The sequence below is a fragment of the Egicoccus sp. AB-alg2 genome (assembly GCF_041821065.1).
GTDB lineage: Bacteria > Actinomycetota > Nitriliruptoria > Nitriliruptorales > Nitriliruptoraceae > Egicoccus.
Genome location: NZ_JBGUAX010000008.1, coordinates 105,614 through 124,964, shown reverse-complemented (window position 1 = coordinate 124,964; position 19,351 = coordinate 105,614). Strand labels below are relative to the sequence as shown.

Sequence of the window (19,351 nt, the reverse complement as noted above, 5' to 3'; positions counted from 1 at the left end):
TTGGTCGCGCGACATCGCCGGCGCCCCGCGCATCGGTCGCGCGAGGCGGACCGGACGGCGGGGCGCCGGGAGGCGGCGGTCTCAGACGGCTCGGCGGGGCCGCGACCACACCCAGCCGGTCACCGGCCGTGGCGGCCGCTCGTGTCGTGCCGCACGTCGCCGGCTGGCGCGGCTCGGGCGTCCGCGGCGGGCGGTGGCGCTGCGGCGGCTGTCGAAGAGTTCCTGCTGCCGGCGCTGCACCTCGAGGTGGACGTACATGGTTTCGGGGCTGAGCATGGGAGGTCCTGGTCGTCGGAGGGTTGCCGACGTGGACCTTCCCCGGCGCCGGCCGGACCGTCCCCGGTGGGCACCACCGAAGTCGGTGGGCGGGGTCACCCATGTCGGGTGCAGCCGTCACCCAGGTCGAGCACGCCGAGGTGGGTGGGGCCTGCCGATGCCGGGGCCGCTCACCGCCCGCAGTCTCGGGACGTCGCGGTGTTCGTCGTCCGGGAGGAACCTCCCGGCCCACCACGGCACGGAGGTGAGACCCGTGCGCACCCTGTCGACCGCCCTGGTGACGGGTGGTGCCGCCACCCTGTCGCTGGGCCTGTGGACCTTCCGCATGGCGTTGGCCAACCGCGGCCGTCGCCTGCTGAGTGCCGTGTTCGCCGGCGTGGAGGCCCTGTTGTACGTGTCGGTGTTCACGTCGCTGGTCGCGGGCGTCGGCGACCCGGTGCGCCTGGTCGCCTACGCCACGGGCGTGGCGGTCGGCACCCTGCTCGGCCTACACGCCGACGAGCGGCTCACGGCCGGCGTCGCGGAGGTTCGTGCCGTCGCGGCCGGCGACGGCACGGCCGTACTCGACCTGCTGCACCGGGCCGGGTGGCCGGCGACCGGTGTGCCGGGCGTCGGGCCCCGGGGGCCGGTGACCAGCATCAGCCTCGCCGTCGACGAGCGTCATGCGCCGGAGGTGCTGGGCCTGCTCGAGAACCTGCAGCCGGCCCCGTTCGTGTCGGTCGAGCGACTGCGGCGCACGCGCGCCTCCGAGGTCCCGGACGGGTTCGTGCAGATTGGCGCCGGCCGGCGAGGCGCGACACGCGCGCCGCGCGCCGTGGGTCGCCGCGCCGTGCGCATACGCGCCCTGTGTGCCGACGAGCGGGTCACGCTCGACCGGGTGTTCCTCGGCCTGTCGGTCGAGAGCCGTCAGCGGCGCTTTCTCGGCGCCGTCGACCGCCTGAGTCCGTCCCTGCGCGAGTCGCTGTCGCGCGTCGACGGCACCCGCCACGTGGCCCTGGTCGCCGAGGTTCGTCATGGCCGCGGCTGGGTGCCGGTCGGGATCGGCCGCTACGCCGTCGACGCGCCCGGCACGGCCGAACTCGCCTTCGAGGTGGTCGACGCCTGGCAGGGACGCGGGATCGGGCGACGGCTGGTCGCGGCGCTGGTGGCGCAGGCCCGGGCCGCCGGGCTGCAGACGCTGCACGCCAGCGTGCTGGCCGACAACGAGGCCAGCCTGCGCGTATTGCGCCGCGTCCTGCCGCAGCTGCGGGTCGACGACACCGGCGGCGTGCTGGAGGTGGTGGCCGATCTCGTCGATCGCCCCCTGGACGCGCCGTCGCTGCTGGCGGAGCTGGCCTGACAGCGTCGCGGTTCGAGCACGGTCGGCTGCTGGCTCGACCGTGCGCCACTACCTCGCCAGTTCGTGTACGAGACGCTGGACCAACGTCTCGACCGGCTCATCGGCCAGCAACGCGAGCGGCGCGTCCGGCCACGGTTCGTACCCGGCGGCTCGTGCCTCGACCTGCCGCCACGACGGCTCGGGGAGCAGGTCGAGGCCCCGCTGTCGGACACGAAGCCGGCGCTGATGCTCGGAGGTCGCCGGCGGGACGAGCAGCACGAACCGAAGCTCGACGCCGCAGCTCGCAGCGGCGTCTCGCCACACCTGACGGGCAGGCTCGCTGTCGTTGACGGCATCCACCACGACGGTGAGCCCGAGCGAGAGGTTCTGTCGTGCGGCCGCGCTGACGGCTTCGTATGCCGCCACCCCGGTGGTCCAGCCGTGCTCGAGCCCACAGCGGAGCATCGCGTCCTCGACGGTGTCCACCGACAGGTGCACGGCCCGGGCGTGTCGTGCCAGGGCGGCGGCGAGGGTCGTCTTGCCCGTGGCCGGCAGACCCGAGATCACGATGAGCATGGGGAAGCCTGCCACACCGCACCAGCGAGTCCACCGATCCGGAGACCGCCCCGGCGGCACGCCCGCGCAACCTTCGGGACACCATCAGCCGCGTACGGCGACGCCCGGCCGCCGGCGGTCGCTCACTGGGCAACCTTCCGGGTGTCAGCAGCTTGACTGCTGATGCGCCCCTGGTGCCCGCCGGACCACTGCCTTCGTCGCTTGCCCCTCGAGGGCCAGCGTGAGTTCTGCAGGGTCCGGCGGCCCAGGACGTGCCAAGCGGCTACAGGGCTGAGCGCCGCAGAGCGCCGATCAGTGAGCGACCGACGTGCACGTCCCGGCACCACCGGGTGCATCCCCACTGTTGCCGCAGCGAGGAGACACCTGTGCAGGATGACACGCTCACGACCGCACCGCCGACCGGCGGGATCGACTGGGCCAACGACAGCAACGAACTGTGCATCGTGGACGTAGTCGGCCAGGTCGTCCACCGCTCCAACACCGCGATGGACGCCGCCGGGCTCCGCAAACTGGTCGGCCAGCTCGAACGGCACGCCGTCGACCGGGTCGCGATCGAACGGCCCGACGGACCCGTCGTCGACGCGCTGCTCGCCGCCGGCATCGAAGTGGTGGTCATCACGCCGCGGCAGGTCAAGAACCTGCGGTCGCGGTACGGCTCGGCCGGGAACAAAGACGACCGGTTCGACGCGTTCGTGCTGGCCGACACGCTGCGGACCGACCCGGGCCGGCTGGTCGCACTGACCCCCGACACCCCGCAGACCCTGGCGCTGCGCGCTGCCGTGCGCGCCCGCACCGACCTGGTCGAAACCCGCGTGGCGCTGTGCAACCAGCTGCGTGCACACCTCAAGATCGTCTTCCCCGGCGCAGTCGGGCTGTTCAGCGACCTGGACTCGCCGATCAGCCTGACGTTCCTGACCCGGTTCCCCACCGCCGACAAGGCCGCCTGGCTGTCGACCAAACGTCTCGGTGCCTGGCTCGCCGCCAACCGCTACTGCGGCCGGACCAAGACCGCCACGCTGATGGACCGGCTCACCACCGCACCGGCCGGCCACAGCGGCGACGCCGGCGACACCGCCGGCCGGACCACACTGGCCTACGTCGCTGCGTTGCAGGCCATCGTGGAACAGATCCGGGTGCTCGAGGCCGACATCGCCGAACAGCTCGCCGTCCACCCCGACGCCCACATCTTCGGGTCGCTGCCCCGTTCCGGGATGGTCCGCGCAGCCAAGCTGCTGGTCGAGATCGGCGACGCCCGCGGCCGGTTCCCCACCGACGCGTCCCTGGCCGCGCTGGCCGGCGCCTGCCCCTCGACCAGACAGTCCGGCCGCCACCACGTGGTCACGTTCCGCTGGGCCTGCGACAAGAAGCTCCGCGACGCAGTCATGGACTTCGCCGGCGACTCCCGACATGCCTCGCCCTGGGCGGCCGCGATCTACGACCGGCACCGCTCGGCAGGCAAGACCCACCAGCACGCCGTGCGCATCCTCGCCCGCGCCTGGCTGCGCGTGATCTGGCGCTGCTGGCAAGACGGCGTCGCCTACGACCCCACCCGCCACCGCACCGCGCAACAACACCTCGCGCTGACCGCTTGACACAGGGCTACTCACGCCGCGCCGGGCCGGTCCGGGTCGTCAGCCCCGCGACGGTCGGCGCGCGAGGGGGGCACCAGCGCGACCAGCAGGGCGGGGGTGGCCGAGGCGAGCAGTGCGACGGATCGGCCGACGTGGGTGGCCAGCAGGCCGAACAGGCTCGGCCCCACGATGAACCCGGCCGCGCTGCACACGATGACCAGCGTGAACCCGGTCGTCGGACGGTCGTGGAAGACCTGCTGACTCCACATCACCACGAGCGCGAACCCGGTGGTGAAGCCGATTCCGAACAGGGCCGCCGACCCCAGCACGACGCTCACGGATCCAGGCGTCAGCAACATCCCCGTCGACGTACCGACCAGGATCAGCATCACCGCCAAAGGCCCGCGCAGGCCGTACCGATCGGCGATCCCACCGCCGAAGACGCCGATCGCGGCGCCGGCGAGTCCCAGCGTCACCCACATCGCCGGACCGATCCAGCCGGCCAGACCGGCGTCCTGGGCCGTGTCGGGGGCGTAGGCGAAGTACGCACCCGAGGTGATCGACACCCCCAGCGTGACGACGAGCAGCCGCACCGACCGGGCGTTGAGGAACCACCGGAGCGGAGGCCGTGCTCGGTCGCGAACCGGACCCACTGCCCCGGGTGACAGCACCCGCCAGGACGACGCGGCCGCCACCAACCCGATCGTCGCGAACGCCCACCACACGGCCCGCCAGCGGTCCCCGGCCACCAGCACGAGCACGCTGGCGACCACCAGCCCGACCGGCGATCCGGCGTTGACCAGCGCCAGTGCGCGCCGACTCCCGGATGCGGGGACCTGGACGTCGACCGCGTCCGAGAACGGTCCCCATGTGCCGCCGGCGCTGGTGCCCGCCGCGACGATCCCCAGGGCCAGCAGGATCGGACCAGGCGCCGACGCGGTCATGGCCGCACCGACCGCCAGCAGCAGGCAGCCCGACACGACCGGTAGACGCGGACCGAAGCGCGCCGTCGCGACGCCCGTGACCACGGTGGCCACCAGGTAGCCGGCCTGGGCCGCACTGGCGTAGAAACCCAGCACGTCCAACGACAGGCCGAACTCGTCCCGGAAGGTCGGCACGAACAACCCGAACGCCTGCCGGCCGATGCCGTACGTCGCCACCAGTGCCAGCAGGCCGGCGACCCCGACGCGAGAACTCTGGCTGCGGCGCATGACGTCCCTTCGTGGCAGCCAGCATCGGAAGCGCGCAGAACCGGCGGGGCGTCGCCACGCTAACGAAGCCGGGCATCACGCCCGACTCGAGCCTGCCGTCCCACGGCCAGGGTGGCCCGCCTGCCCGCCTCGGACCCGCCGGGGCCTCGTGTACGTCCTCGTGCCCACCCGGTGCCGGTTCAGCCGTGGCCGAACGCCGCGCCGCGGTCGTCGAGGGATAGCACGTCGGTGAGGAAGCCGGTCGTGCCGGTGCCGAGGAGTTCGCGGCCGGCGCGGGCCACGGCGCCGTACGCGGCCCAGGCCAAGGCACCGCCGGTGGACACGCGCCGGACGCCGGCCTCCGCCAACGCGTCGACGGGTGGGCCGCCCGGCAGCAGCAGCACGTTGACCGGCGCCTCCACCTCGGCGCAGACGCGCCGGACCTGCTCGAGGTCGGTGAGCCCAGGGGCGTAGACCACGTCCGCACCGGCCTGGTGGTAGGCCCGCAGGCGGGCGATGGTGTCGTCGAGGTCGGCGACGCCGTAGAGCAGGTTCTCCGCACGGGCGGTCAGGACGAGCCCGTGCCGACGCGCGGCGTCCGCGGCCGCGGCCACGCGCTCCACGGCCTGCTCGCGGTCGTCGATCCGGTCGGTGGCCGGGTCGTAGTCCTCGAGGGAGAAGCCGGCGGCACCGGTGTCCGCGAGCAGGTCGACGGTCCGGGTGATCCCGGACGCGTCCTGCGCGAAGCAACGCTCCGCGTCGACGCTCAGCGGCACGTCGACGGCGTCGGCCAGGGCTGCGGCGTGGCGCAGCAGTTCGTCGCGCTGCACCTGCTGGTCGAGTCGCCCCAGCGTCGCGGCGTGTCCCGAGCTGGTGGTCGCCAGCGCCCGGAAGCCGAGCGAAGCCAGCAAGCGTGCCGAGCCGACGTCGAAGGCGTTCGGCAGGACGAACAAGCCCTGCTCGTGCAGGCGGCGCAACATCCCACGCCGGTCCTCCACGGATCTCATCGTCGCTCCTCGCGTCGCTGCCACCGGGCGATGCACGCTAGGACACCACCCTCCCGACGGCCGGATGGCGGTGCGCGGCCCGCCCCTGCCGGCTGCTTGGCTGACCCGTCCACACGTCGGCACGTGAGGAGCGGCATGCGGTTCGGACTGGTCGGCACCGGCTACTGGGCGGCGGAGGTGCACGCCCCCGCGCTCACGGCGGCCGACGACGTCGAGTTCGTCGGCGTGTGGGGTCGCGACACCGCCAAGGCGGCGCGTGTGGCCGACGCCTACGGCACCACCGCGTACGAGGACGCCGATGCGCTGTTCGCCGAGGTCGACGCGGTCGCGTTCGCCGTGCCCCCCGACGTCCAGGCCGACCTGGCCGTCCGGGCCGCACGTGCCGGCTGCCACCTGTTGTTGGAGAAGCCGGTCGCACTGACGGCGACAGCGGCCCACGCGGTCCGTGATGCCGCCGAGGCGGCCGGGGTCGCCAGCGTCGTCTTCCTGACATCGCGGTTCGTCCCGCCGATCCAGCGCTGGCTCGAGGAGACCGCCGCCGAGGGCGGCTGGCTGGGTGGACAGGCGACGCTTCTCGCGGCGCTCGACGCGCCCGGCAACCCGTTCGGCGCCTCGCCCTGGCGGCGTGAACACGGCGCCCTCTGGGACGTCGGGCCGCACGTGCTGTCGCTGTTGCTGCCGGTCCTCGGCCCGGTCCACGAGGTGCGGGCGGCGGCCGGCCCGGGCGACACGGTCCACCTGGCGCTGCGTCACGAGGGCGGCGCCTCCAGTCAGGCGCTGCTGAGCCTGACGATGCCCGAGGCGGCGGCCGGCCGGCGACTGGCCTTCTACGGGCCGGCCGGCTGGCGCGAGCTGCCCGGCGGACTCGCGTACGAGGCGACCGACGCGCTCGGCGTCGCTGTCGCCGCGTTGTCGAGGGCCGCCGACGGCGGCTCGCCGCATCCGTGTGACGTCCGGTTCGGGGCCGACATCGTGGACGTGCTGGCGGCCGCGCAGGACGACCTGGCCCGCACCGCGACCGGGACCGCGGGCGCCGGCGCCTCGCGTTGAGCCACGGGCGGCGCCGGAGCCGTCCCCGTCCGTCGGGCGGTGACGGTCGTTCGACCGAGAACGACTAGGGTAGGTGGTCGCCATGGCGTCGGCATGCGGAGGAACGGCGCGTGCGTGAAGCGGCGGGCCTTCCGGCCCGACTGTCGCTGCTGACCGAGACAGCACGTGACATCGCCACCTCGGTCGTCGCCGAGGAGGTCGAACACGTCGACGGGGACGCGCGCTGGCCACGGCGTGCGATGCAGACGCTCGGTGACGCCGGCCTGCTGGGCCTGAACGTGGACGCCGAGGTGGGCGGCCGCGGCGAGGGGCTGCTGGCCCTGGCGCTGGTCACGGAGGAACTCGGCCGCGTCTGTGCCTCGACGGGCCTGGTGTTCGGCATGCACTGCGTCGCGGCCAAGGTCATCGACGTGAAAGCGACCGAGGACCAGCGCAAGGGCTACCTCGCTGCCATCGCCGCCGGTGAACACGTCACCTCGCTGGCGTTGTCGGAGCCGGGGACGGGCGTCCACTTCTACCTGCCGCGGGTGACGTACCGGCGCGCCGACGGGCACTTCGTCGTCAACGGCCGCAAGTCGTTCGTGACCAGCGGCGGCGAGGCCGACTCGTACGTGCTGAGCGTCGTGGGCGAGGACGCGGAACTCGACCCCGGCACGTTCTCCTGCCTGCTGCTGGACGCCGGCACGGCGGGCGCCAGCTGGCAGGGCGCCTGGAACGGCTTCGGCATGCGGGGCAACAGCTCGCGCGGGCTGCTGCTGGAAGACGCGCCGGTGCCGGTGGAGAACCTGCTCGGCGCCGTCGGCGACGAGACCTGGTACGTCTTCGAGGTGATCGCGCCGTACTTCATCGTCGCGATGGCGGGCACCTACCTCGGCGTCGCCCGTGCGGCCCTCGAGGGCACCATCGACCACCTGCGCAAGCGCGCGTACGACCACACCGGCGAGCCGATCGGCACCAGCGAGACGATCGCGCACCGTCTCGGTGGCCTGTGGGCGACCGTGGAACGCAGCCGGCAACTGCTCCACCACGCCGCCGCGTCGGGTGATCGCGGCGACCCGGCCGCCCGCAACGCCCTGTTCGCCTCCAAGGCGGAGATCGCGGACGCGGCCGTCCACGTCGCCAACGAGGCGCTCACCCTCACCGGTGGGGCCGCCTACCAGGCGAACGGCGCGCTGACCCGCGCCCTGCGCGACGCACGGGCGGCGCACGTCATGTCCCCGTCGACCGACCTGTTGAAGAGCTGGCTGGGCCGTTCCCTGCTCGACCTACCGCTGTTGTGACGCGATGACCCGCATCCTGCTCCTCGAACCCGACACCGGCACCGTCGCCGAGGCGGCGGCCGGGACGGACGGCGGATTGCGCTTCGTCGCCGACGTGGAGCAGTGCCTGGACCTGCTCCGTCACGCGCAGCCGCGTCCGGAACTGGTCGCCATCGGGAGCTCCTGCCGCCGGCCGCTGTCGGCGGCTCGCAGCATCCGTCGTGCCGACAGCGCCATCGGCCTGGCGCTGGTCGTCCCGCCCGAGCAGGTCACGACGGCGCGGACCCGGCTGGCGCTGGCGCCGGAACTCACCAACGTGGTCGTGGTGGCCGGCCCCCCCGATGGTCGGCAGCTGCGTCTCACGCTGGACCGGGCGGCGTCCACCGCGGTCCGTCGACGCCGCGTCCGGCGGGCGCTGGACGCGATCAACCGCGACGTCCTGGGCCCGAGCCCCGCACCGCCGCAGGCCGAACCGACGACGGTCTCCGAGCAGTACCTCGCGGCGCTGGTCCACCACGCTCCGGATGCGATCCTCAGCGTGACCCCGGAGGGCCGCGTCGTCACGCTCAACGACACCGGCGAACAGGTGCTGGGCGTGAGCGTCGCCGAGGCCGAGGGACGGCCGCTGCACGAACTGCTCCGTGACGGCACACGCCAGCAGGTCGAGGCACTGCTGCGGACCGCGACCGAGGCCCGGGCCCAGGTGCGCGACGAGTTCCGCCTGGAACGCGACCGGGAGCCACTGCTGCTGGCGGTCACGGCAGCACCCATGCTCGACGACGGCGCCGACATCGTCGGGCACGTCGTCATCGCCCGCGACATCACGCGGGAACGTCGCAGCGAGGAGCGGCTGCGCAACCTGCAGCAGGCGGAGAGCCTCGCGACCCTCGCCGGCGGGGTCGCGCACGATTTCAACAACCTGTTGGTGGGCATGCAGGGCTGGGCCACGATCGCCCGCGACCGTCTGGACGACCCCCAACTGGTCGAGCACGCGCTGTCGCAGATCCTGGAGGCCACGGGGCGCGCGGCCGAACTGGCGCGCTCCATGCTGGCCTACGGCGGTCGCGGCAGCATCGAGTTCAGCCGCGTCCACCTGGACGAACTGGTCACGGGGATGGCCCGCCTGCTGCAGTCCAGCATCCCCCGCACGACCGAGCTCACGGTCGACGCCGGACCGGACCTCCCCACCCTGCACGCCGACCCGACCCAACTGCGCCAGGTCCTGATGAACCTCGTCATCAACGCTGGCGAGGCGATCGGCGACCGCCCGGGACACGTCCACGTCCGGACCCGGACGACCACGGTCGGGCCGCGTCAGGCGGAGACCCACCCGACCGGCGCGCTGCGCCCCGGCCGCTACGTCGTCATCGAGGTGGAGGACGACGGCCCCGGCATCCCGGACGACGTCCGGGAGCGGCTCTTCGACCCCTTCTTCAGCACGAAGTTCGCCGGCCGCGGGCTGGGGCTGGCCGCCAGTTCGGGCATCGTGGCGGCCCACGGCGGCGCCATCGACGTCGACAGCGTCCCCGGGCGCGGCACCCGCTTCCGCGTCCTGCTGCCGGTGCCGCGGGCGGGCACGTGACCGACGTCGGGCCGACCGCCGTGTCGTCGACGACCGTGCTGGTCGTCGACGACGACGCCATGGTCCGCGACGTCACGTCGCTGATCCTGCGCCATGCCGGCTACGACGTCGTGCTCGCGGACAACGGCCGGCAGGCGGTCGACCTCGTACGTGAACGGGGCGGAAGCGTCGACGTCGTGCTCCTCGACGTGATGATGCCGGAGATGACCGGGCACGACGCCTTCCCCCGCCTGCGGGAGGCCGAGCCCGACCTGCCCGTGGTGTTCTTCAGCGGCTTCGACCAGAGCGAGGTCGCCGACCATCTCGCCGGGGCCGGTGCCTACACCTCGTTCATCGCCAAGCCCTACCGCAACGACGAGTTGTGCGCCGAGATCGCCCGTGCGGCGGCCAGCCGGCAGACCGACGACACGAGCGGCTGACGCCGTCTCACACGGATCCGTCGTTCACGACCGGTCGTCGGTGGTTGCGCGCCCAGATCCGCAGCCCCAGGCCGTCGAGTGCCGCCTCGACGTCGGTCAGGTCGCCGGCCACCCGCAGCTGCGGCGGGGTGAGCCGGAGGAGCGTCGGCGTCAGCATGATCCGGTCCGCCTCGGCCGCATCGGCGTGCTCGTCCACGTCCAACACCTCGACGTCGTACTCCAGCCCGGCGCCGTCGCAGAGGGCACGCAGGTTGGCCTCGACCGTGGCCGACTCGGGCGCGTGCCGATTGACGTACAGGCGCAATCGGAGCTGGACCTGCGGTGGTCGGTCCATGCGCCCTCCTCCCCCGTCGCCGGCCGCCATGGCGTCAGGCCTGGCGACCCACGACCTCGAGCTCGTCCGGTCCCAACTGCCGCGGCGCCCCGGAGAGCACACCCGACACGTTGGTGAGTTGCTCGCCGATGTGCATGCCGGAGCCGTCAATGGTGATTTCGCGGATCTCGCGGTCGTGGATGGATCCGCGCATCTTCAGCACCGAGATCGCGCGCTTCACCTCGCCGGCCAGCTCCACGTAGCGCAGCAGGATGATCGCGTCGGTCAGCGTGGAGATGTGCGACTCGGTGACGGACGCGCCGCCCATGAGGCTGGGCGTCGTGGCCGTGTACATCCCGGTGACCCCGCGCTCCTTGAGCATCGAGGTGACGCCGATCACGAAGTGCCGGAACCCGCGCAACGTGGCCGCCCGCTCCAGGGCGGACAGCGAGTCGAGGGCGAAGCGCTGCGGCTGGAAGTCGTTCACCGCGTCGGTTATGGAGACGAGGTGCTCCTCCAGGGACGCCGTCTCCGGATAGGCGGCGACGATGCGCAGCAGCCCGTCGCGCTCCATCCGTTCGTAGTCCACGCCCCAGCCGGCGGCGTTGCGGATCAGCTGCGCGCGCGACTCCTCGAAGGCGAACAGCAGGCATCGGTCACCGCTGCGGGACCCACCCTTCATGAACTCCGTGACCGTCAGGGTCTTGCCCGTGCCGGTGGCCCCGGAGACGAGGCTGATCGAGTCGCGGAACGGCCCGCCACCACACATGCCGTCCAGCACGTCGTTGCCGGAGTCGATGCGTTCCGAACTCGATCGCAGGTCGATCAGCGCGGAGTTGGCCAGTGGCAGGGCGACGATGCCACGATCGTTGATGATCGCGAACGGGAACTCACCCTTGCGGTGGGTGGTACCCCGGAACTTCAGGATCTGCATCGTCCGGCGCGCAGCCTCGTCCTCGAGGATGTTGCGCAGCACGATCACGTCCTCGGTGACGAACTCCTCCACGTTCCAGCGGCTGAGGTCGCCGTACTCCGAGGTGCGCTCGACCGTCATGACCGACGTGACGTCAAGGTCCCGCAGCCCGCGTACGAGTCGCCGCAGCTCGCGCCGGACGCGCCCGCTCTGGGAGAACTCGCTGAAGACCGCGCCGAGGGAATCGACGACGACGCGGGTCGCGCCGATCGACTCCACCGCCCGGCGGATCCGCGCCATCAGCGCACCGAAGTCCCAGGCGCCCGTCAGCGTGACATCCTGCTCGGGGTCCGGCGAGGCATCGACGAAGCGCCACTTGCCGGCCGCCTCCCAGGCCTCGACGTCCCACCCCAACGACACGAGGTTGCGGCGCACGTCGAGCGGCGTCTCCTCGAAGGTGACGAAGACGCCCGCCTGGTCGTGGGCCATGATCCCGCCGGCGAGGTACTGCGACGCGAACAGGGTCTTGGCCGAACCGGCGCTGCCGGCGACCAGCGTGGTGCGACCGGCCGGCAGGCCGCCGTGCGCCATGACGTCGAAGCCCGGGATCCCCGTGGGCACCTTGCGGACCGGGGCGATTGCCATCGAAGACCCATCGGATTGCCGCACCCCGACGCACGGCTCTCGTACGCGGCGGCGGCCGCCGCGAGCGAGCCTAGACGCGTGCGCGGCGAGGCCCGCCGGCCGCTCGGGCGTGCGCGACCGGACGTGCGGCCGCGCGCCCCGGCCCACCGCGACAGCGCACCAGCCGCCCATGTCCCGTGCCGGCGCGTGCGAGGGCCGACCTGGTCATTCGACCGGTGCGCGAACCGCTCGACTCCCGTCCCCATCAGCCGATATGTCCGGAAACGGTCAGCGAGGGGCGGCGTTGAGGGGCGGGACGGTGCACGGCCGGCGCGAGGCGCCGGTCCCGCGCGAGTTGCGTGCCGCCGTCCAGGCGACCCTGCTGACGTGGCAGGGCGATCGTCCGGCGGAGCACGCCCCCGAGGCCGCGCGGCTCGCGCAGCTGCTGGCCGGTGAAGGTCTGTCCGTCGTCTACCAGCCGGTCGTCGAGCTCGCGTCCGCGCGCCCGGTGGCCGTCGAGGCGACGGTGCGTGCCGACGGCACGGACCTGGACCCGACGGCGGTCGCCGAACGCTACGGGCTGGCAACGGCCGTCGCGGCCGAGACGCTCGTGCGCGCGTGCACCCAGCTGGCCACCTGGCGGCGTGCGTCGACGCTCGCGGGGCTGCGGTTGCACCTCGACGTGTCGTCGTCGGCGCTGGCGTCGCCGGTGTTCGTCGACCTGGTCCGGCGCGTGCTCGCGGCCACGGCCCTGCCGGCCGGCGCCCTGGTCGTGGAGGTCAGCGAGCACACGGCCTTCGACGCCGAGGGCGCCGCGCCACTGCCGCTGTACGCGCTCGCCGACCTGGGCATCGGCATCGCGCTGGATGCCTTCGGGACCGGCATGACCACGGTCGACCGGCTGGCGTCCGCTCCGGTGACGATGCTGAAGCTCGACCGCGGCTTCGTCTCGGCGGTCGGCACGGCCACCGGCCCGACGCGGGGCCGGGCGCTGGTCGTGCAGGCCGCGATCGGACTCGGCGGCTCGCTCGGGCTGGAGGTCGTCGCCGACGGCATCGACCGGCCCGAACAGATCGCCACCCTGCGCGAATGGGGCTGCGAGTTGGGCCAGGGCGTGCTCTTCGCCGCGCCCGCCGACGCGGAGACGACCCACACGAGGGTCGCGGCCGGCCGCGTCGAACCGCCCCGTCGCGAACAGCCGCTGGTGGGGCCACGCGCCCTCGACCTCGCCGCGGCGGCCGCGGCGGTGGTCGTCGCGGGCGACCCTCGTGCCGGGTCCCTTCGGGCCGACACCGTCGAGGCCGCCCGGGTGGTGGGCGCGGCGCTGTCGTTGTCGCGGACGCAGATCGACGTCGTCGTGCTCCTGGCGACGCTCGTCGGGGCCGGCGAACTGCTGCAGGTGGTGCGCACCGCCCATGCCGTGCCCGCCTGGCGGGAGCTCGAGGCGCACCTGTCGCAGGCGCCCGTGCTGCGGGCCGACGCCCACCCCGGCGCGCTGGCCGCGGCGGTCGCCCGTCTGGCGGTCGCCCGCCGCGTCCGCCGCGACCTGGGCGAGGCGCTGCGGGAACTGGCGCCCGACGACGCGGACCTGGCGGCGGACCTGGCCGGTCGGCTGCGCACGTGGTGGTACTGCACGGCGGTGTCGTCGGCGCCGGTGCCCGCGGTGCGCGAGGTCGAGCAGCGCCTGCGCGGACGTGACGACGCGGGTGAGCGCCTGCGTGGCCTGGTCGGCGTTGCCCGCGCCATCGGGGCCAGCGGCGAACTCCTCGACGTCCTGGAGATCTGTGCCGACGAGGCGCTGAGCGCGCTCGGCGGCCTCTCGTTGTCGATCTCGCGCTGGGACCGGGAGGGGGCCGCGCTGCGCACCCTCGTCAACGTCGGGGAGTTGCGGGGGGACGCCGAGCGGCGCCCACGCGACGAGCACTACCTGCTGCGCGACCTGCCGGTGACCTCGCGGCTGCTGCTCGAGCGCTCGGTGATCCTGCGCGCCGCGGACGACCCCGCCATCGACGCCGACGAGCGCGACCGCCTCCGCCGCGCCGGCCTGGGCTCCGCGGCTGGTGTCGCGATCGTCGTCGAAGGCGCCGTGTGGGGCGAGCTGTACGTCACCACGTCCGCCGCGGAGCCGTCCTTCTCGGCCGCCGACGTGCCGTACCTGACCGCGGTCGCCGGCTTCGTCGGGCTCGCCATCTCGCGGGCGGAGCACTACGGGCACCTGTCGCGGTTGGCCGGCGAGGACCCGCTGACGCGCCTGGCCAACCGCCGCCCGCTGGAGGACTTCGCGGCGGCGCTGCTGGTCGCCGGGCCGGCCCAGCCGGTCACGGCCATCATGCTGGACGTCAACGGGCTCAAGGAGATCAACGACGTCCACGGGCACGCGGCCGGCGACGACCTGCTGGTCACCGTGGGCGACGCGCTCAGCCGCGTCTCGTTGACGCATGCGGAATCGTTGGCCGCGCGGCTGGGCGGCGACGAGTTCTGCGTCGTGTTGGCCGGGGGCGCCGAGGAGGCGATGGCGCTGGTCGCCCGGTTCACCGAACTGCTCGCCGACAGCCCACCACCGCAACCGCAGGTCGCGATCGGCGTCGCCACGGCCGGACCTGCCGACACGACGCTGACCGACCTGCTCGCCCGGGCGGACGTCGCGCAATACCGCGCGAAGGCGACAGGGCTGGCGGTGGTCGTCGACGACGGCTCCGGGAGCCCGCCACCGCCGTCACGGCTCGCCCATGCCGCGGAGACGGCGGCCGGCGGCCGCCGCGCCCGCAGCCGGGGCCACCGGCGGTCCCTCGAGGCGGCGCTCGGCCGCTGGAGCCGCGCGGTCGACGACGCGGACGACGCACCCACGCGCCTGGAGCAGGTCGGCGCCGTGGCGGTGGCGATGTTCGACCTCAACCGGTGGGTGCTCAGCGTCGCCAAGCCCGGGAACGACGTGCTGGCGACCCACTCCCGCCACGTGCGGCGCCGGCGCGTCGGCGAGCCGTTGAAGCCGATGGCCGAGGACGGCGAGTACCCCATCACGGAATATCCGACCACCGCCGAGGCGTTCCGCAACGGTGGCGGCTTCGCGGTCGACGCCGACGACCCCCGCGCCGATCCCCAGGAACGGGCGGTCCTGGCCGAGGAAGGCTTCGACTGGGTCGTCGGGATCGCGGAGACGACCCCGGACGGCAGCCGGTGGCTGCTGGAGTGCTACGGGGACGACGAGAGCGCACCACTGCCCGACGTCGTTCCCGTGATCGAGGCGTTGGCATCGCGTACGCTCGGCCGCGGGATCCGGTGCGCGAGCTAGCGACGCGACCCCGCCACCGTCCGAGTTCGTCCCCGCAGGCGTGCACGCGCGTGTCGCCGCGTCGTCGCCGGCCCGAAACGTCTCCGGAACCCGGGCGCGCTTCGATCCCGCCGGTCCGCGGTACCCGAACCCGCGACCTGCCTCCTCCCGAGCCCGTCCCGCACCGCGAGGACCAACGTTGAACCTGCACGTGCCGTCGCAGCTGCCGACGCTGCTTCCCGACTACCTCCCCGGACGCGTCCACGTCCTGGACGAGGCGCGCTGGCCCACCGGTGAGTGGGTCACCAACGGCGTGCGCGTGCTGGTGCCTCGCTACGGCCTGGAGGTCTTCGTCCGCGATCCCCACATCGACCCGGCGAAGGTCCGCTGGCACGCGGGCCGCACGGTGCACCCGCTGGAGGCCTCCTACGTGTCGCTGCTGCACGACCGCCGGCTGTACCTGCTGAAGGGCCGCCACGTCCTGGCCGCCCACCTCGCGGCCGGCAGCGACCGCATCCCGGTGCAGCTGTACCGGCCGGTGCCCGTCGACGGGCCGGCGGGCGGTACCGGCGCCGTGCCGGTCGATGATGACGCGGAGGCGAACACCTCCTCCGACGCCCCGGCGGCCGTGGTCTAGGCGCGGCCCGCGGCAAGGGCGCTCGCCAGCGACGGAACCAGCGGCAGGCGCGGGACCAGCGTCGCCTGCACGGCGTGGTACAGGTCCGGCTTGCCGGCCCACACGCTGGCGGCCGGACGGTTGTCCGGCGCCAGCTCGTGGTGCCAGGAGCCCGCCTCGCGATCGATCAGGTGCGCCTCGGCGTAGTCCCACCAGGTGCGGTACCAGTCGGCGTAGCGCTCCTCGCCCGTGGCGAGGTACAGCGCGGCGGCCGCGTTGACGGCCTCGGTGACGACCCAGTGCAGGCGGTTGCGGACCACCGGGGTGCCGTCCCAGTCGGTCGTGTAGACGAAGCCTGGCGCACCGTCGGCGTCCCAGCCGTCCTCGACCGCGCGGTCGAACAGCGCCTCGGCGTCGCTGCGCAGTTGCGTCGCCGTCTCGCCGCGGGCGGCCTCGAGGTGCAGGGCGAGCCGCGCCCACTCGAAGGCGTGCCCGACGGTGGCGCCGTAGGGACGGAACGGGTGCGCCGGCTCGTCGCGGTTGTAGTCGAGACGGGGGCGCCACTCCGGGTCGAAGTGTTCCGGCAGGCGCCAGCCGTGCCCGCCCGCGGCGCCGTGCACGAACCGGTGCACGATCCGGTCCGCGCGCTCCAGCCACACGCGGTCGCCGGTGACGTCCGCGGCCGCCAGGTAGGCCTCGACGGTGTGCATGTTGGCGTTCGCGCCGCGGTAGTCCTCGAGCGTCTCGAACGCCGGGTCGAGGTAGGCGTCCACCACCGCACCGTCGGTGTCGTCCCAGAAGTGGCGTTCCTGCACCTCGAGCGCGTCGGCGAGCAGGTCCCCGGCACCCGGCCGGCCGGCTGCCTGCGCCGAGGAGGTGGCCAGCACGACGAAGGCGTGCTCGTAGGCGCCCTTCGTCGACGACGTCGGACCGTCACGGCCGACGGCGGCATGCCACCCGCCGTGCTGATGGTCGCGGAGCGGACCGTCCAGGGCAGCCAGGCCGTGGTCGACGAGTTCGACGGCGCCGTCGAAGCCCAGCAGGTGCCCCAGCGCGTAGACGTGCGTCATCCGGCACGTGATCCACAGTTCCACGTCGCGGTCGAGGTCCGGGCTGCCGTCGTCGCGCAGCCACGCGAACCCGCCGGCCGGATGGCGGCCGTCCGTGCCGAAGCGCAGCAGCCGCTCGGTCTCGGCCTGCAACCGGTCCGCGTCGGACACACCGATCGGTGCGGTCATCGCCACTCCTCCGCCGCTCAGAACACCAACCCCGTCCGCCGGGGCGCGCCATCCTGCTCGGCGGAGGCCCGGGCTGCCAACACGAGCTCGAGCGAGGCGAGGTTGTGGCGGGCGGCGTGCTCGGGTTCGCGGTCCTCGTCGATCGCGCACAGCAGCTCGCCCATGGTGCCGGCGAAGCCGTCCACGAACCAGGCGCCCTCGGGCACGACCCGTGCCACCTCGCCGTCGCGGTCCAGCACGAGGTGGTCGTCGCCGAGGATGCTGCCACGGAGGGTGCCCGCGGTGCCGTGGATCCAGAACGGACACGAGGGCCGGGTGGTCTGCCCGTCGCCGACGACCCGCACGCTGGCGCTCGCCCCGTCGGCACAGACGACGTCGACCTGCGCCGACCACGGGTTGCGCGCGTGCCCGGGCTGACCGGGGACGCGGTGGTCGAAGGCGCGCACCACCTCGGCCTGCTTGCCCTCGAGCCAGCAGCGGGTGATGTCCAGCCAGTGCATCAGGTAGTCGACGATCAGCATGTGCGGCAGCTCGTCGAAGTGGGTGCCGGCGATCGGCGGTAACGGCTTGTCGTGCAGGTGGGTGACGCCGACCACGTCGCCGATGGCCCCCTCCCGGACCAGCAGGGTCGCCAGACGCCAGACCGGGGCCCAGCGGGCGTTCTGGTTGACGGCGATCCGCACGCCGCGCGCCTCGGCGAGGTCGAGGATCGGCGCGAGCGCCTCGAGATCGGTCGTCAGCGGCTTCTGGGCCAACACGTGCTTGCCGGCCTCGACGGCGGCCCGCAGCCACGGCAGCCGGTGCTCCGCACGCGTCGCGAGGTCGACGACCGTCACCTCGTCGTCGGCGAGCAGCTCCTCCGGTGAGGTGTGGACCCGCTCGATCGAGGGGAACCGGTCGCGGATGCCGTCGGTCGACGACGCGCTGCGGCTCCACACCCCGACGACCCGGAGGCCGTAGCGCTCGTAGGCCGGCAGGTGAGCCGTCCGGGCGATCTCGCCGCAGCCGAGCACGGCGATGCCGTGGCGGCGCGGGTCCTCGGGCACGCGCGGCCGGTGGTCGGGCCAGGCTCTCACGCCGGCGCCCCCGGGAACCGCAGCACCATCTGCAGGACCGAGGCGGGGTCGGTGTCCAGTCGCGCGAAGGCGTCCGCGACGTCCGCCGCGTCGACCACGTGGCTGACCAGCGGCGCCACCTCCACGCGGCCGTCGCCGACGGCGGCCATGAACACGGCCACCAACCGCGCGTGGTCCCACCGGGGGCCCAGCGCCGACGGGGTGCCACCGATCTGGCTGGCGACGATCCGCACGCGGTTGTGGTGGAACTCCTCCCCCAACCGCAGGCCGCTGGCCTCACCCTGATAGAAGCCGGCGGCCACCACGGTGCCGTCGGCGCCGACGCTGCGCACCGCCTCGTGCAGGGCGTGGTGGCTGCCGCTCAGTTCGATGGCCGCGTCCACGCCGCGGCCGCCGGTGTGGTCGCGCATGGCCGAGGCGGCCCCGCCCGGCGTGTCGACGGCGAAGACCTCCGCAGCGCCCATGCCCAGGGCCAACTCCCGGCGGCCGGGGATGGCGTCCACGGCCAGCACCCGGCCGCCGCTGAGCACGGTCAGGCGGGTCGCCAGCAGCCCGATCACGCCCTGCCCGAACACGGCGACGTCCTCGCCGAGGTGGACCTCGGCACCCAGCACGGCGTTCAGCGCGATCGCCCCCAGACGCGAGAACACACCGTGGACGGGATCGAGCCCGGCGGGCAGTCGCTGTCGGTCGACCTTCTCGACCGGCACGACGGCCTCGGAGACGTGACCCCAGATGCCGAAGACGACGTCGCCGGGGCCGAGCGCGGCGACGTCGTCGGCCACCTCGACGACCTCGCCGACCTCCTGGTAGCCCCAGCCGGTCAGCGGGTAGGAGAAACGGGGGGTGCCGTCGACGAACAGCCGGCGCGCCTCGTCCCACGTCTTGGCGAGGTACGGGTTGGAGCCCCGGTAGGCGGTCAGCTCCGTCCCCGCGGAGATGCCCGAGTACCACGTCCGCACGCGGACGTGGCCGGGACGCAGCGGAAACGGTTCGGCGTCCGCGAGCGTCACCCGGTACGGGGCGGTGAACTGCACGACCTGTGGCAAGCG

At 73.7% G+C, this 19,351-nt stretch carries 17 protein-coding genes; 8 read left to right on the top strand and 9 right to left on the bottom strand.

What is annotated here, in order from left to right; genetic code table 11:
* Window positions 1-81: 81 nt before the first annotated feature.
* The gene (locus ACERM0_RS16700) at window positions 82-276 is read right to left on the bottom strand and encodes a hypothetical protein (protein WP_373679755.1); all 195 of its coding nucleotides are present in this window, start codon (window positions 274-276) and stop codon (window positions 82-84) included.
* Between the two features lie 253 nt (window positions 277-529).
* On the opposite strand from ACERM0_RS16700, the gene ACERM0_RS16695 reads away from it, so the two are divergent.
* Entirely contained in the window at window positions 530-1,615 is a 1,086-nt protein-coding gene (locus tag ACERM0_RS16695) for a GNAT family N-acetyltransferase (RefSeq protein ID WP_373679754.1), read from the top strand.
* Between the two features lie 48 nt (window positions 1,616-1,663).
* Here the strand turns inward: ACERM0_RS16695 and ACERM0_RS16690 are convergent, their stop codons facing one another.
* On the bottom strand, window positions 1,664-2,170 hold the full coding sequence (locus ACERM0_RS16690; protein WP_373679753.1) for an AAA family ATPase: 507 nt from the start codon (window positions 2,168-2,170) through the stop codon (window positions 1,664-1,666).
* A 365-nt stretch (window positions 2,171-2,535) separates the two neighbouring features.
* On the opposite strand from ACERM0_RS16690, the gene ACERM0_RS16685 reads away from it, so the two are divergent.
* Complete coding sequence (locus tag ACERM0_RS16685) at window positions 2,536-3,762, top strand: IS110 family transposase (RefSeq protein WP_373679752.1); 1,227 nt, start codon at window positions 2,536-2,538, stop codon at window positions 3,760-3,762.
* A gap of 11 nt (window positions 3,763-3,773) precedes the next feature.
* Here the strand turns inward: ACERM0_RS16685 and ACERM0_RS16680 are convergent, their stop codons facing one another.
* Window positions 3,774-4,952: an MFS transporter gene (locus ACERM0_RS16680; protein ID WP_373679751.1), complete on the bottom strand. Its 1,179-nt coding sequence runs from the start codon at window positions 4,950-4,952 to the stop codon at window positions 3,774-3,776.
* A 179-nt stretch (window positions 4,953-5,131) separates the two neighbouring features.
* Window positions 5,132-5,938, bottom strand: a complete 807-nt coding sequence (locus ACERM0_RS16675) for an isocitrate lyase/phosphoenolpyruvate mutase family protein (RefSeq protein ID WP_373679750.1) — start codon at window positions 5,936-5,938, stop codon at window positions 5,132-5,134.
* Window positions 5,939-6,073: 135 nt separating this feature from the next.
* Here ACERM0_RS16675 and ACERM0_RS16670 point away from each other — a divergent pair, with 135 nt between their 5' ends.
* The 4 genes from ACERM0_RS16670 (at window position 6,074) to ACERM0_RS16655 (ending at window position 10,248) form a co-directional block, all read left to right on the top strand.
* Window positions 6,074-6,988 carry a Gfo/Idh/MocA family protein gene (locus ACERM0_RS16670; RefSeq protein ID WP_373679749.1) on the top strand — a complete coding sequence of 305 codons (915 nt, stop codon included), beginning with the start codon at window positions 6,074-6,076 and terminating at the stop codon, window positions 6,986-6,988.
* Window positions 6,989-7,098: 110 nt separating this feature from the next.
* Window positions 7,099-8,268, top strand: a complete 1,170-nt coding sequence (locus ACERM0_RS16665; RefSeq protein ID WP_373679748.1) for an acyl-CoA dehydrogenase family protein — start codon at window positions 7,099-7,101, stop codon at window positions 8,266-8,268.
* 4 nt (window positions 8,269-8,272) lie between these two features.
* Window positions 8,273-9,829, top strand: coding sequence for a nitrogen regulation protein NR(II) (locus tag ACERM0_RS16660; protein WP_373679747.1), 1,557 nt, complete (start codon window positions 8,273-8,275; stop codon window positions 9,827-9,829).
* Window positions 9,826-10,248, top strand: a complete 423-nt coding sequence (locus ACERM0_RS16655; protein WP_373679746.1) for a response regulator — start codon at window positions 9,826-9,828, stop codon at window positions 10,246-10,248. The genes ACERM0_RS16660 and ACERM0_RS16655 overlap by 4 nt, the downstream gene beginning before the upstream one ends.
* 7 nt (window positions 10,249-10,255) lie before the next feature.
* Here the strand turns inward: ACERM0_RS16655 and ACERM0_RS16650 are convergent, their stop codons facing one another.
* Both ACERM0_RS16650 and kaiC read right to left on the bottom strand, forming a co-directional pair.
* Window positions 10,256-10,582, bottom strand: coding sequence for a circadian clock KaiB family protein (locus tag ACERM0_RS16650; protein ID WP_373679745.1), 327 nt, complete (start codon window positions 10,580-10,582; stop codon window positions 10,256-10,258).
* Between the two features lie 34 nt (window positions 10,583-10,616).
* Window positions 10,617-12,119, bottom strand: coding sequence for a circadian clock protein KaiC (gene kaiC, locus ACERM0_RS16645; protein ID WP_373679744.1), 1,503 nt, complete (start codon window positions 12,117-12,119; stop codon window positions 10,617-10,619).
* A gap of 283 nt (window positions 12,120-12,402) precedes the next feature.
* Here kaiC and ACERM0_RS16640 point away from each other — a divergent pair, with 283 nt between their 5' ends.
* Window positions 12,403-15,390, top strand: a complete 2,988-nt coding sequence (locus ACERM0_RS16640) for an EAL domain-containing protein (protein ID WP_373679743.1) — start codon at window positions 12,403-12,405, stop codon at window positions 15,388-15,390.
* 178 nt (window positions 15,391-15,568) lie between these two features.
* On the top strand, window positions 15,569-16,006 hold the full coding sequence (locus tag ACERM0_RS16635) for a hypothetical protein (RefSeq protein WP_373679742.1): 438 nt from the start codon (window positions 15,569-15,571) through the stop codon (window positions 16,004-16,006).
* On the opposite strand, the gene ACERM0_RS16630 is transcribed toward ACERM0_RS16635, so the two are convergent.
* From ACERM0_RS16630 to ACERM0_RS16620, 3 genes are read right to left on the bottom strand one after another with little or no spacing between them, the layout of a single operon-like run.
* Entirely contained in the window at window positions 16,003-17,223 is a 1,221-nt protein-coding gene (locus tag ACERM0_RS16630; RefSeq protein ID WP_373679741.1) for an AGE family epimerase/isomerase, read from the bottom strand. The genes ACERM0_RS16635 and ACERM0_RS16630 overlap by 4 nt on opposite strands.
* Window positions 17,224-17,240: 17 nt before the next feature.
* Complete coding sequence (locus ACERM0_RS16625; protein WP_373679740.1) at window positions 17,241-18,299, bottom strand: Gfo/Idh/MocA family protein; 1,059 nt, start codon at window positions 18,297-18,299, stop codon at window positions 17,241-17,243.
* Entirely contained in the window at window positions 18,296-19,348 is a 1,053-nt protein-coding gene (locus tag ACERM0_RS16620; RefSeq protein ID WP_373679739.1) for a zinc-binding alcohol dehydrogenase, read from the bottom strand. Before ACERM0_RS16620 ends, ACERM0_RS16625 begins: the two co-directional genes overlap by 4 nt.
* Window positions 19,349-19,351: the final 3 nt, after the last annotated feature.